This is a genomic window from Streptomyces sp. NH27 (genome assembly GCF_056859195.1).
The window spans coordinates 1-13,014 of the sequence record NZ_JACEGK010000201.1; the positions used below are offsets into that span (position 1 = coordinate 1).

A 13,014-nucleotide genomic window follows, 5' to 3' on the forward strand; every position below is an offset into this window, starting at 1 on the left:
CTGGAAGGAGGACCGGGTCGTGGTGGAGCGGGAGGACGGCGGCGAGGTCGGCTACGAGGTGCGGGTGCGGGGGTTGGAGGCGTAGTCGCCGTCGAACCAGCGGCGCATCGCGAGGGTGTGCAACGGGAAGCCCAACTCCTGTGGCCCGTGCAGGAGTTCGTAGCCCTCGGTCTCGTCGGTCGCGACGGAGGGCGGCAGTTCGCCGGCCGGGCGCGGCGGCAGCAGGCCGAACAGCAGCAGGTAGCCGCCGTCGGTGTCGGTCAGGGCGTCGGCGAGCACCACGTCGGCGGCTTGGGCGACGATGCCGGTCTCCTCCGCCAACTCCCTTGTGGTGGCCTGCTGCCAGGTCTCGCCGAAGTCGATGAAGCCGCCGGGCAGCGCGAGCCGGCCCAGCGCGGGCCGGATGGTGCGGCGGATGACGACGAGGCCGGTGCCGTCCGCGTCGTGGACCGGCAGCAGGCACACCGCGACCGGCAGCGGGTTGCGGTAGGCGGTGTGGCCGCAGGCGGGGCAGGTGCGCGGCCAGATCGCGGTGTCGGGGTCGGGCGTTCCGCAGGTGGAGCAGTGCGAGTCGGGGCGGTACGAGCCGGCGCGGGCGGTATCGGCGCTGTCGGCATCCACGCTGTCGGCATCGGCATGCGGGGAGTCGGCGGCCGGGGTGTCGGCGCGCGCGGATTCGGTGGGCACCCGCGGACCCTATCCGACCGTGGCGCCGGTCAGCACCTGGCGGGCCGGGCCGTGGGACTCCATCACGACGGGTGCGCCGAGCAGGGCGCTGAGCGTGGTGGGCCAGTGCTCCGGGATGGACCACAACGCGGGGTGCGCGCCGAGCAGTTGACCGGTGAGCGCGGCCTGGCGGTCGAGGTCGCCGGGCGGACCGACCGGCAGTCGTTCCACCAACCGGCCTTCGATCGCGTAGCCGTGGCAGATCCGCAGTCCCGGGCAGCGCGGCGGCGCGTCGAGGTGGGTGACTGCCAGCGCGTCCACTCCCCCGCACGCCTCGACGGCGTACGCATGCGCGACCGCGTCGAAGTGCCCGACCCGGAAGGCCCCTTGCCAGCGGCCGTGGCCGTTGTGCGGCTCGGGCAGCGCCGCGGCCAGCTCCGGCTCCTGCGTGACGTGCGGGCCCGGCCCGTGCCGGACGGTGTACGTGCGCACCACGCCGATCCGCCGCGCCGGGTCCGGCGCACCGGCCTCGGCGAGCAGGGTGTCGGCGTTGGCGAAGGTGGTGGTCGACCAGGTGGTGTACGGGTGGAAGCCGTGCCACTCGTCGAGCAGGACGCCCTGAGCGCCTTCGAAGACGAGCGGGCCGCCGCGGACCAGGCGGCGCAGATGCGTCTCGTCGGTGAGGGCGACCGCGCCGGCGAACGCCGCGAGCGCGGCGGCGCAGTCCTCGACCGGCGGCGCGGGCAGCGGCCCGAGTTCGTCGGTGAGACGGTCGCGCAGGAGGCGCAACTTGCGCAGCAGCCGCGGCCGGGAGGTGCAGTCGCCCGCGGTGGGCGCGTCGGCCGGATGCGCCAGGGCGTAGCCGGCGGCCTCCCCCACGCCCATGCCGCACGAGCCGTGCCGGTCCGCGCCGCGGGCCTGTTCGCGCAGCCGGTTGGCCGCGGCGTGGTACGGCGTGACGAGCCGCGCCGCGCGGTCGACGGTGAGCAGGCCGTACGGCGCCGGGACGCCCAGGGCGCGGAGGTGGTCGGCCTCCGCGGCCAGGGCGAGCGGGTCGACGGACATGAAGCGGGACAGGTGGGTGGGGGTGCCGTGGAAGGTGCCGGCGCCGAACTGGGCGAAGGTGTGGTGGCGGCCGTCGGCGGTCAGCACGTTGTGGGCGGCCTGCGGGCCGCCGTTGAACCGGACGACGGCGGTGAAGATCCGCTCCTGGCACAGGCGCGCGACCACGGCGCCCTTGCCGGCGTCGCCGTAGCCGAGGTCGACGACCGCGGTGTGCTCGGGCTGCACGGGGACTCCTCTCGTTGCCGGGTGCGCGCCCCGGGGCGACCGTTTGACCTGCCCTGCCCGCCGTACGGGCGTCAGCGCGTCAGGGGGGTGAGGGCCCGGGCCACCGAGGGGCCGACGGTGGAGCCGACTTCGGCGAGGTCGGCGAGGCCCGCGGCGAGGTCGATGGCCTCCTCGCCGAGGCCGACGGTGAGCGCGATGGTCTCGCAGACGGCGTCGAGGTCGTCCAGTTCGATCACGTTCTGGCCCAGCAGGCGGCGCCAGAGGGTGAGGACTTCGGAGTTGCCGGCGTGCGAGGCGCCGGCCGGGAGGATGTAGAAGACGTGGAACTTGCGGCGCAGTTCGGCGAGGATCTCGGGCAGGGGGATGTCCTGCTGGACACGGTCGCCGAGCACGGCGCGGATCTCGCGGGCCTTCACCTTGCCGTAGGGCATCTCGTCGCCGATGAGGAAGAGGTAGCCGCGGCGGCCCCGCTTCTCGTGGCAGTCCAGGGACGTGTGCCGGGCCATGGCGTAGAGGGCGAGTTCGTAGGACTCGGTCATCTGGCCGCCGCCCCCGCCTTCGAGGAGGATGTTGCCGAGCTGCTCGTCCATCCGGTTGTCGGACTCGAACTGGCCCAGCTGGAGCGGCACTCGGTCGCAGGTGGCGTCGCCGACGCCGCCGAAGAGGATCTGCGGGTGCTCGGTGTAGCCCTTGCGCAGCAGCAGTCCGAAGAGTTCGGGCAGTTTGGTCTGGAGGACGCGCGGGACGCCGCCCATGGAGCCGGTGACGTCGAAGAGGACGGAGATGGCGAGCGAGGTGGGGTGCTCGGCGGAGTCGCGGCTCTCGCGGGTGGCGAGGCCGTGCGGGTCGAGCGAGGGGTGCGCGGTCCAACTCGACCGCGGGGAGGTGTGCTTGACGCCGTCGCTGTAGGCGAAGGCGCTGGCGCCGGAGGCCGAACGGTAGCGCTCGGCGGCGTCGTAGACGTTGGTGGACCAGTTTCCGCTGCCCATGGTGTTCCCCCTGGTGACGTGGTGCGTGACGTGGTGCGTGACGTGGTGCGGTGTGGTGTGGGTGCGAAGCGGTGTGACGTGGCGTGACGTGGCGTGGCATGGCGTGCGACGTGGTGCGATGTGCGGCATCGGGTGGCCGGGTGAACGGCCTGTCCGCGTCGATCAGTTGGCCGGCATGGTGAACGGGCGGAAGGTGCGCGGCCCGAGCCGGGCGAAGGCGGCGGTGGCCTGTGCGGCGCGGCCGGGCGGGGCGGTGTCCGGGTGCAGCAGCCGGACCGGCCGCCGGAAACGGCCCGCGGCCTGCGCGGGGTCGGCGGGGAAGGCGGCGCCGCGGTCGAGTACGGCCAGGGCCTCCTCGAAGGTGCGCGGTTCTGCGGGCGCGCCCGCCTCGGGACGCCCACCTGCTGCGGGGCGCCCACCTGCTGCAGGACGCCCGTCCGGTGCGGCGGCGGCACCCGGGCGGCCGGGGACGGTACGCGCGTCGGCGGCGCTCACCGTATGTCCGCCTCGCGGTCCGGGCGCAGCAGCGCGGGGTGCAGCAACTTGGCGTCGCCGGCCCGGTAGAGGCGGGCGCGCGGGCCACCGCGGCTGCCGGGTCGGCTGTCGGTCTGCCCGGTGGACTCCACGAAGCCGGGCACGGACAGCACCTTGCGGTGGAAGTTGCCGGCGTGCAGCGGGGCGCCCCACACCGTCTCGTAGACCGCGCGCAGCTCGCTGATGGTGAAGGTCTCGGCGAGGAACGCGGTCGCCAGCGGGGTGTACTCGATCTTGCCGCGGGCCCGCTCCAGCGCGTCGGTGAGGATGCGCGCGTGGTCGAAGGCGAGCACGGCGCCGCCGGATGCCGGAGGAAGGGGTCGGCGACCGGTACCACCCCCGTGGGTTCCGGTCGGCCGACCCTGCTCGAAGGGACGCCAAGCCGCCGTTTCCGGTTGCCCGGCGGGGGCGACCGCCGCCACCGGGAGCCAGGCGGCGCCGGCCGCGTCGCCGCCCGCCTGGGCGTCGGGCAGGCCCGGCGCGAAAGCGAGGTAGGCGATGGAGACGACGTGCATGCGCGGGTCGCGGTCGGGACGGCCGTACGAACCGAGCTGTTCGAGGTGGACCCGGCCGAGGGTGGTGGCGTCCAAGCCGGTCTCCTCGGCGAGTTCGCGGGCCGCCGCGGCGTCGAGCGACTCCTTCCCGGCCCGTACGAAACCGCCGGGCAGCGCCCAGGCCCCGGCGAAGGGCGGTCCGCCGCGCTCGATCGCCAGGACGTGCAACTGCCCCTGACGCAAGGTCAGCACGACCACGTCGACGGTCACCGCGATCGGATCGAACGCGCGCGGGTCGTAATCGGCGAGGAAGTCCCGCTCCTGCCGGTCCCGTTCATCGCTGTGGCCATGCTGCGCCGCGTCCACGACAGTCCCCTCCTCCGCTCGCCGGCCGCATCGAGCCGCCAGCGCCCGCCCCGAGTTGTTCTCATGATGAGTACTTCTCGATATGAGAAGAACATAGCAGGGACCCCTGACAAGGTCCAGGCCCGGCGCTACTGTGCGGCAATGACGAAGCAGACCTACGACTCCTTCGAGGAGTTCTGGCCCTACTACGTGGCGATGCACTCCAAGGCGGCGACCCGCTGGGTGCATCTCGTGGGCACGCTGACCGGGCTCGCGATCACCGGCTACGGCCTGGCCCGCGGGCGGGCGCGATATGCCGCCGCTCTGCCGCTGGTCGGATACGGGACCGCGTGGCCCGCGCACTTCCTGATCGAGGGCAACAACCCGGCGACCTTCGGGCACCCCGTGTGGTCACTGCGCGGCGACGCGAAGATGATCACCACGATGCTCGCGGGGCGGGACGCGGAACTCGGCGAGACCGCGGCGAAGTGGCTCGCGGACAACGGGCGTCCGGACACGGCGCCGGAGGACGCCGCGGGCACGGACGGCGCCCCGCACACGTAAGCCGCCAGCCGGCTCGCGGCTGACGGCTGACGGCTGACGGCTGACGGCTGACGGCTGACGGCTGACGGCTGACGGCTGAGGGCTGAGGGCTGACGATCAATCAACTCTGTTTCAGCCGACGGTGGTTATACGACGCTGCGCCGCGCCGCCATGTTCGCGGCGTGCTCGACCACGCTGATCAGTACGTTCTTCGCCGAGTCACGCTCACGCGCGTCGCACAGCACCACCGGCACACCCTGCTCGATGTCGAGCGCCTCGCGGACCCTCTGCGGGTCGTGCAACTCGGCGCCGTCGAAGCAGTTGACGGCGATCGCGAAGGGGATGCCGCGCTGCTCGAAGTAGTCGACGGCGGCGAAGCAGTCCGCCAGCCGCCGGGTGTCGGCGAGCACCACGGCACCCAGCGCACCCTGCGCCAACTCGTCCCACAGGAACCAGAAACGATCCTGCCCGGGCGTGCCGAACAGATACAGCACCAGGTTCTCGCGCAGCGTGATCCGGCCGAAGTCCATGGCGACCGTGGTGGTCCGCTTGCCCTCGACCCCGACGGTGCTGTCGACCGGGCGGCCGATCTCGCTCAGCGACTCCTCGGTCCGCAGTGGACGGATCTCGCTGACCGCGCCGACGAGCGTGGTCTTGCCCGCGCCGAATCCGCCGGCCACCAGCAACTTGAGCGCCACCGGCTCTTTGGCAGGCTGCTCGGGACGGCGTTCGGTGCGCACGACGGCCATGGTCTCTTCTCTACTTCCCTACCGGGGCGGGCGACGAGGCGCCCGCGCGTGATGTACTCACAACTCACGTGTCACACAGGTTACTTGCCCTGGCGACGGCTCATACCGCAGCGCGTCGGCGGTCGCGGTGACGGCGGCGGCGGAGACCGCGCGGACCGGGCACGGGCCCGGTCCCGCACTACAGCGCGCGCAGGCCATTGATCACCTCGCGCAGGATGCTGACGTCGGGCAACTCGGCCGGCGGCACCGGCTTGTGAAGGTGCACGTGCGAGGCTTCCACCAGGTCGCCGACCAACACCCGGACCACGCCCACCGGGAGATCGAGGTCGGCCGCCAACTCGGCTACGGAGATGGCCTGGTACTGGCAGCGCTCGATGATGTCGAGGTGTTCGGGCGACAGGGTGTGGTCGTCGGTCGCGGACCCGTCACCGGGCGCCTGCTCGGTGATCACCAGGGCGATCAGGTCGATCCTGGCCTTCGCGGCATGGCTGGTGCGGCCCCGCGTCATGGCGTAGGGCCGCACCACCGGTCCGGCAGCGTCGTCGTACCACCGCTCCGATGAAGACGGTTCAGAAGTTTCGGACGACTCAGAAGTCATGACCTGTCACCCCGTAGATTCAGCTCATCGCGGTCAGCCGCTGAGCGCCGCGCCGCCGCCGTGCCGCGGTGCGCTGCTCAGGTGTACCCCTACCCGCTTGACCAGCAGGGCCATCTCGTTGACCGTCGTCGGAGTCCGCGTCGCTCAGCACCGCAAGGCAACTGCCGTCCCCCGCCGCGGTGACGAACAGGAACGCATCGTCGAGTTCCACGATGGTCTGCCGGACCCGGCCGGCCTCGAAGTGCCGGCCAACTCCCTTGGCCAGGCTGTGGAATCCGGAGGCGACGGCGGCAAGGTGCTCGGAGTCCTCGCGGGTGAGCCCGTCGGACGCGCCGATGGAGAGGCCGTCCCCGGAGAGCACCAGCGCCTTGCGGATGCTGGCCACGCGGGTGACCAGATCGTCAAGGAGCCAGCTCAGCTCGCGTGTCGGGCTGGATGGTGCCGTCATCGGCCGTACTCCTCATCAGGTGTTGTTCGCGTTACAGATGTCGATGTGTCGTCGTCGGGCCCGGGTTCCGGGTCCGACTCGACGGACCGGCCGCGCTGCCAGCCGCGCTGGAGCGACGCCATCCGGTCACGCACTTCGTCGGCGGACCGCTCGCGTGCGGCCGTCTCCTCCGCGCGGCGGCCGGGCTGCGTCGCGTCGCCGCGCAGCTGCGGTGCCAGGTTGGCCTGCCGGACCCGGCGCGGCAGTACGGTGCCGGTGCCCGGTGTGGCACCAGGTGCGGGGGCCGAACCGGCCGCCGGGGCGGCGGTGTTGCTGCTGCCGGGCGCGGGTGCGGGTGCCGGGGCGGGCAGTGGCACGGGCGCCGGTGGGGACGCGGGCGCGGCGTGCCGGGCAGCGGTGCGGCGGGTCGGCAGCGGCTCGGCGCCGCTCACCGGCGGCACGGCTTGCACCGGCGGGCGCGGCTGCCGGGCCGGCGGGGGCGTGGCGCTCCAGGGCCGGTCGGCTCCCTGGCCCTGGTCTTGTCCCTGCCCCTGTCTCTGCTCTTGCCCCTGTCCCCGCTGCGGCTGCTCGGGCTGCGCCGCCGGAACGTCCGGCGTGCCCTGCTCGGACGGCTGTTCGGGCTCGTCGCGGCCGGCGGGCTGCGGTCGCTCGCCGACCGGGCGGCCATGGTCGCTGACCAGGACCGGCGCGGTGCGTCGCCGGCGGCGGGGCAGGCCGAACGGCCCGTCCCTGTCCGGTTCGGCCGCGGGCTGCGGCGCGGCCGGCTCCTCGACGTGGGCGACGTGCTCCTTGTGCGGCTCGCCGCCGGCGCCGTCCAGGCCCCACTGCCGGAAGGTGTGCTCGGTGTCGCCGACGGGCATCAGGTCGGCGGCCACGTCCAGGCGGGTCGCGCCGGTGTCGAGGTCGCCGGACTCGTTGAGCAGCGCGGCCGGCACCAGCACCACCGCGGTGGTGCCGCCGTACGGGGACTGCCGCAGCGAGACGCGTACGTTGTGCCGCTGGGCGAGCCGGCTGACCACGAACAGGCCGAGCCGGTCGGTGTCGGACAGTTCGAACTCGGGGGTCTCGGCGAGCCGCAGGTTCGCTTCGAGCAGGGCGTCCGGGGTCAGGCCCAGGCCGCGGTCGTCGATCTCCAGCACGAAGCCGTTGGCGACGGGCTCGCCGTGCAGCCGCACTTGGGTGTGCGGAGGTGAGAACACCGCGGCGTTCTCGATGAGTTCGGCGAGCAGGTGGGTGAGGTCGGCGACCGCGGCGCCGGCCACGGCCAGCCGCGGCAGCCGGCGAACCTCGATCCGCTCGTAGTCCTCGACCTCGGCAACGGCCGCGCGGACCACGTCCATCAGCTGCACCGGCTTGCGCCACTGCCGGGACGGGGCCGCGCCGGAGAGGATGACCAGGCCCTCGGCGTGCCGCCGCATACGGGTGGTCATGTGGTCCAGCCGGAACAGGTCCGCGAGTTCATCGGGTTGCTCGGTGCGCCGCTCCATCGAGTCCAGCAGCGTGAGTTGACGGTGCAGCAGTACCTGGCTGCGGCGGGCGAGGTTCACGAAGACGTCGGAGACGCCCTTGCGCATGTCGGCCTGCCGCACCGTCGCCTCGACGGCGGCGCGCTGGAGCACGTTGAGCGCCTGGCCGACCTGGCCGATCTCGTCGTCCGCGTAGTGCAGCCGCGGCACCTCGGTCTCGATGTCGACCTGCTCGCCCGCGGCGAGCCGGCGCATGACGCGCGGCAGCCGGGTGCCGGACAACTCCTGCGCCTCGCGGCGCAGCCCGGTCAGGTCGCGGATCAGCCCGCGGCCGACCCGGACCGACACGATCAGTGACGCGACCACCGCGATCAGGCCGAGGCCACCGGCCAGCACGGCCTCCACGACGAGGGAGGTGGGCACCGGCGAGGCGCGGTCGGTGAGGTCGGCGACCAACTTCAGGTCGAGCTTGTTGACGTCGGTGACGGCGGTGCCGGCCACCGTCGGCCAGGACTGGTGCGCGGCGACGATCGGCGCGTCGGCCGGGGTGGCGGCCGACACCGCGTCCTGCGCGGCGCGCAGTTGCTTGCCGGCCGGGCTCTGCAGGAACGCGTCGAACTGCTGGCGGTATTCCTTTGTCAGCCCCGGCACGTTGTCGGCGTAGTAGCCGCGTTCCACGGCGACCGCGGAGGTGAAGGCGATCAACTCCTGGCGGCTCATATGGCCGGTGCTGATCGCGGCACCCATCAGGGCGTCCTCGCGGGCGATCTGCTCCTCGGCCCGGACCACGCCGATCGCCGCGGTGCGCTCGGTCTCCAGGTCGCTGTTGCCGGCCAGATAGAGGTTGTCGAACAGTGCGAAGGCGGGCGCCTCGAAGTTGTTGTACCCGGCGTAGGTGTCCTCGCGGGTGATTCGCTGGTTGTCCACTTGCTGCCGCAGTGCCGACAGACCGCCGATGACGCTGAAGTAGTCGTCGAGATGGCCGCGTGCCTGGGAGTTGAGTTCCTTGCGCATGCGGGCGCTGCTGATTTGGGTGCGCAGCTTCGCAATGGCCGAATCTGTAACCTGGCCCTGCTTCTCGTAGGCGATCCGTGCCTGGGAGTCGCGCGTGTTGGCGATGTACAGCAGGGCGGCCTTCCGCTCCTGCTGGATGCCGCCCAACGTGTCCTGCAACGGATAGACGACGTTGTTCGCTATTCGCTGTGCGTCCGGTCGTCCGAACACCGCTCGGCTCGTGATCGTTGCGGCAAAGACCCAGATGGCGGTGAGGGACACCAGCGGGATCAGCAGCAGCGCCACGATCTTCCGGCGGATCGTCGTACCGCGAAAGCGCATGGCCTCCCCAACGTCTCGCCCCGGAACGGGGATCGGTCTGTGGCGTGCAAACGGCGTGAGCCTACTACTGCCACAGTGGTAACTCGAAAGCCAGTCTGGGGGGTTGACCGGGTCTGGCCGGAAAGTGCCACCTTCTCCAGTGACGGATCGGGCGGAATGGGCATGGACGTTTCGGGGCAGTGACCCCTTATGGAGTTCGAACACCGATCAATGTGGAAGGACCAGGCCGTACCGACCCGGCGTATGCCCGATCCGGTACGGGCGGCGGCGGTGCGTGCGGTGCTGATCTCCGCGGTCGCGCTCACAGAGGCGGTGACCGCCGCGACACTGGCCGTCGGCGACTCCTGGTTGAGCGCGCCGATGACGTTGGCCACGGTGCTCACCAGTGTCGTCGCGAGCTGGGCGGTGCTCGACGTATGGGTCACCCGCCAGGTGTGGAACCAGCGCAACGGAGTGGTGTCCAGCCCGAGCAGCGCGGCGCGGGCCCTGCGCCGGGAGCGCCGCCGGGAGCGCCGGACCGCGCGGGCAACTGCGCGGCGCGGTGCGGGACATCGGACGCACATACGCGGCGGGCCGCTGCGGGGCCATCTGCCGGGGGCGCATGGGTGGTGAACACCTGAGACGCGCGCCCCCGGGCCCGGGAGGAGGCGCGCGCCGGAAGCGAAGCACGTGCCCGTACGCCTCTCGGCGGTACGGGCCGGCCGTCGTGGCGGTACGCGCTGCCCGCGAACGCGGCTCGGGCGTCCGGCGTTCGCGGCTCGGGCTGCTCAGACCTCCGCGGGGCGGCGGAACATCCGGGTGGCGGTGATCTCGCCGTGCACCTGCTCGCCGCGCGGGTCGGGCACCGGCAGGCCGGGCCGCAGATGCTCCTCGACGCTGATGTACTTCAGGCCCGCCCGCAGGTCCGCGTCATTGCGCAGCCGCACCACCAGCGGGAACTCGGCGAGCGCGGTCGTGTCGAACAGGCCCGTGGTGTAGAGCAGTTGCACGCCGAGCGCGTCGGCCACGGCGCGCTGGAGCTCCAGCAGGTAGGTGGCGTTGGCGCGTCCGATGGGGTTGTCCAGGAAGAGGGTGCCGGCGTGCCGCTGGCGGTCCCGGCCACGGTCGTTGCTGCGCAGCGCGGCCATCGTGCAGTACAACGCGATGGCGGCGGTGAGGAGTTGGCCGCCGGAGAACACATCGCCCATCTGGCCGACCGGCACCCGCTCGGCGCGCAGCACCGCGTCCGGCTTGAGGATCTCCACGGCGACCCCGCGCGGTTCCAGCGCCCCGGCGACCCCGCGCAGCAGCAGCGTCATGCCGTCGCGCCGCAGGTCGGAGTTCTTCCGGACAGCGGCGCGGGTGGCCTCGTCGATGACCTCGCCGAGCCGGTCGGTGAGCACCGCGTGGTCGGGGTCGTCGAAGCGGATCCGCACGAACTCCTGCCCGGACCATTCGCCGAGCCCCTCCGGCAGCCGGGACAGGCGTTGCGCGGAGCGGAGCGTGGCGAGCGAGGACTCGACCAGGCCGCGCAGCCGGTCCACGATGCTGTCCCGGTTGCGCTCCAACTGGCCCAGCTCGTCGGTCAGTACGCGCAGCCGGGGGGCGAACGCCGCGGCCCAGGCGGCGGCGTGCTCGGGCAGCGAGGATGCGGGCAGCTCCCTGATCTGCTGCCGGGCGGGGGTGCGGACCTGCTCATAGCGGACCGCGTTGGCGTGCCGGATCAGCACGTCGGAGGCGTCCCGCAGTTGGGTGTCGGCGGTCGACAGGTCGGCGGCGCAGCCGCGCAGCCCGCGCCGGGCCTCGGCCGCGGCCTGGCGGGCCTCCTCCAGGCTGCCGGGGTACGGCTCCGGTTCGTCGTCCTCGGCGGCGGTCTGCGGGCCGTCGCGCAGCAGGTCGCGCAGGAGTGCGGCGGTCTCGTCGAAGCCACTGGCCGCGTCCTCCGAGGCGCGGTGGGATCGGAGGATGTCCGCGTGCGCGGTCCTGGCCCGGTCCAGTTCCTCCGTGTGGGTGGCGAGTTCGGCGTTGGCGGCGCGCAGCAGTTGCTGGGCGTGCTCGGCGTCGCGCGGGGTGAGGGCGTCGGGCAGCACCGCGTGGGCGTCGCCGTCGGCCGGGGCGAGACGTTCGGCCTCGGCGCGCAGCCGACCGAGTTGCTCGCTGGCGGCCGACTGGCGTGACTCCAGGGTCTGTACGAGTTGTTCCGCGCGGCCGGCGGCGGCCTGCCGGGACGGGCCGTCGGAACCGTCGGGGCCTTCGAGGAGTTGGGCGGCGCGGCTGCGGACCTTGTTGCTGAGGCGTTCCAGTTCGGCGAGCGCGGCGTTCTCGGTGCTCTCCGCGCGGGCCTGTTCGGCGCGCAGGTCGGCGCCGACGCCGACCTGTTCGTAGACCTGCGAGGCCGCGCGGTACGCCTCGCGCAGTGCGGGCAGCGAGGAGGCGGACGGCTCTTCGGCGTCGGGCTCGGGGGTGTCCTCGGGTGCGCCGGCGATCTCCGCGCGCTCGGCGCGCAGCACCCGTGCGGTGCGGCGGGCGTCGTCGGAGGCGCGCTGGGCGGCTCTGCGGTCCTCGTCGGCGGGCCGGGCCCGGTCCAGGCAGGTCTGCGCGCGGGCCTCGGCCTCGGCGGCGTCGGCGGCCAGTTCACGTGCCCTGCGCTGCCAGTTGGCGCGTTCGCGCAGCCGGTGTGCCAGGCCGGCGAGCGCGTCGGCGCGGCGGCGGGCCTGCTCGGCGGCCGCCCGGCGGACGTCATGGTCCGCACCGGCTACGGCGGCGGCGGCGTCGGCGTCGGCGTGCTCCTCCCGCGCGGCCGTCAGCTCGGCGCGGGCACCCTCGGCGGTGGCCTGGGCGGCGGCGACCTCCTCGGCGAGTTCCGCGAGGCGCCCGGGCGGGCAGGACGCCCGCCAGGAGGCGAGGCGCGCGGCGAGCGTACGGTCGTGCGCCAGCCGGGCGGCGAGCGTACGGATCTCCTCCTCGCGGGCGGCGGCGCGTCCGCGCAGTTCGCGGCGCTCGCCGTCGGCGGCCATCTCGTCGTGCATCGCCGGGTTCGGCGGGACCAGGAACACGTCGGGGGCGTGGTCGGCGGCGGGCGGCGGGGCCAGCAGCGCGGCCGCGGTGCCCACGGCGACGGTCGACCTCGGCAGCAACGCGGCCTGGGCCAGCGCCTCCCGGGCCCGCGCGTACGAGCCCGGGTCGGTCACCACGACCCCGTCGACCAGTTCCGGGCGGGCCGCCATCACCGCGGCGTGGTCGGCCGGGGCGACGGCCTGGGCCAGATACCGCCAGCCGGGCAGTGCGGGGACGCCGTGCTCGGCCAGGAACTCCACGGTGGCCAGCACGTCGGGGCCGGGCGGCAGCAACCCGCCGTCGCCGAGCGCGCCGAGGATACGGGAGTCGTCCGCGGCGGCCGTGCGCAGCTCGAACATCTGCCGTTCGGCCGCCGCGACGCCCTCCTCCAGCAGTTCCCGCAGCGGCTCCGCGAAACGGTCCAACTCCGCTGCGGACAGCGGCTCTTCGCGCAGCACGGCGCCAACGACCGCGCTGTCCACACCGCCGGCTCCCGCCTTCCCGCGGCGGGACGCGGACTC

At 73.4% G+C, this 13,014-nt stretch carries 10 protein-coding genes and 2 pseudogenes; 2 read left to right on the forward strand and 10 right to left on the reverse strand.

The annotated features are described in order from the left end of the window. Positions 1-51: 51 nt before the first annotated feature. The 5 genes from AC13HU_RS17930 to AC13HU_RS17950 form a co-directional block, all read right to left on the reverse strand. Positions 52-621, reverse strand: coding sequence for an NUDIX domain-containing protein (locus AC13HU_RS17930; protein WP_483042901.1), 570 nt, complete (start codon positions 619-621; stop codon positions 52-54). Between the two features lie 75 nt (positions 622-696). Continuing rightward, on the reverse strand, positions 697-1,956 hold the full coding sequence (locus tag AC13HU_RS17935) for an adenylosuccinate synthetase (protein WP_483042892.1): 1,260 nt from the start codon (positions 1,954-1,956) through the stop codon (positions 697-699). A gap of 71 nt (positions 1,957-2,027) precedes the next feature. Further along, positions 2,028-2,945, reverse strand: coding sequence for a hypothetical protein (locus AC13HU_RS17940; protein ID WP_483042893.1), 918 nt, complete (start codon positions 2,943-2,945; stop codon positions 2,028-2,030). A 162-nt stretch (positions 2,946-3,107) separates the two neighbouring features. Next, a complete protein-coding gene (locus AC13HU_RS17945) occupies positions 3,108-3,440 on the reverse strand; it encodes a hypothetical protein (protein ID WP_483042894.1) in 333 nt (110 codons plus the stop codon). After that, entirely contained in the window at positions 3,437-4,339 is a 903-nt protein-coding gene (locus tag AC13HU_RS17950; protein ID WP_483042895.1) for an NUDIX hydrolase, read from the reverse strand. The genes AC13HU_RS17945 and AC13HU_RS17950 overlap by 4 nt, the downstream gene beginning before the upstream one ends. A 141-nt stretch (positions 4,340-4,480) precedes the next feature. On the opposite strand from AC13HU_RS17950, the gene AC13HU_RS17955 reads away from it, so the two are divergent. Beyond that, the gene (locus AC13HU_RS17955) at positions 4,481-4,882 is read left to right on the forward strand and encodes an Mpo1-like protein (RefSeq protein ID WP_483042896.1); all 402 of its coding nucleotides are present in this window, start codon (positions 4,481-4,483) and stop codon (positions 4,880-4,882) included. A 125-nt stretch (positions 4,883-5,007) separates the two neighbouring features. Here AC13HU_RS17955 and AC13HU_RS17960 read toward each other — a convergent pair whose 3' ends face one another. From AC13HU_RS17960 to AC13HU_RS17975, 4 genes and pseudogenes are all read right to left on the reverse strand, one after another. Further along, a complete protein-coding gene (locus AC13HU_RS17960) occupies positions 5,008-5,610 on the reverse strand; it encodes a GTP-binding protein (RefSeq protein WP_483042897.1) in 603 nt (200 codons plus the stop codon). A gap of 178 nt (positions 5,611-5,788) precedes the next feature. Next, a complete protein-coding gene (locus AC13HU_RS17965) occupies positions 5,789-6,208 on the reverse strand; it encodes a DUF742 domain-containing protein (protein ID WP_483042898.1) in 420 nt (139 codons plus the stop codon). Positions 6,209-6,241: 33 nt separating this feature from the next. Then, a pseudogene (locus tag AC13HU_RS17970) lies at positions 6,242-6,656 on the reverse strand (roadblock/LC7 domain-containing protein). After that, entirely contained in the window at positions 6,653-9,457 is a 2,805-nt protein-coding gene (locus AC13HU_RS17975; RefSeq protein WP_483042899.1) for a sensor histidine kinase, read from the reverse strand. Before AC13HU_RS17975 ends, AC13HU_RS17970 begins: the two are co-directional and overlap by 4 nt. Positions 9,458-9,700: 243 nt before the next feature. Between AC13HU_RS17975 and AC13HU_RS17980 the strand changes: the two genes are divergently transcribed. Beyond that, positions 9,701-10,069, forward strand: coding sequence for a hypothetical protein (locus AC13HU_RS17980; protein ID WP_483042900.1), 369 nt, complete (start codon positions 9,701-9,703; stop codon positions 10,067-10,069). A gap of 155 nt (positions 10,070-10,224) precedes the next feature. Here the strand turns inward: AC13HU_RS17980 and AC13HU_RS17985 are convergent. Further along, positions 10,225-13,014 (reverse strand): annotated as a pseudogene (locus AC13HU_RS17985) (hypothetical protein); the annotation flags it as partial.

What these genes read in the sequence shown, in the direction of transcription:
- AC13HU_RS17975 (WP_483042899.1), bottom strand. Translation starts at nt 9,457, where the DNA reads ATGCGCTTTCGCGGTACGACGATCCGCCGGAAGATCGTGGCGCTGCTG.
- AC13HU_RS17955 (WP_483042896.1), top strand. Translation starts at nt 4,481, where the DNA reads ATGACGAAGCAGACCTACGACTCCTTCGAGGAGTTCTGGCCCTACTAC.
- AC13HU_RS17965 (WP_483042898.1), bottom strand. Translation starts at nt 6,208, where the DNA reads ATGACTTCTGAGTCGTCCGAAACTTCTGAACCGTCTTCATCGGAGCGG.
- AC13HU_RS17940 (WP_483042893.1), bottom strand. Translation starts at nt 2,945, where the DNA reads ATGGGCAGCGGAAACTGGTCCACCAACGTCTACGACGCCGCCGAGCGC.
- AC13HU_RS17960 (WP_483042897.1), bottom strand. Translation starts at nt 5,610, where the DNA reads ATGGCCGTCGTGCGCACCGAACGCCGTCCCGAGCAGCCTGCCAAAGAG.
- AC13HU_RS17980 (WP_483042900.1), top strand. Translation starts at nt 9,701, where the DNA reads ATGCCCGATCCGGTACGGGCGGCGGCGGTGCGTGCGGTGCTGATCTCC.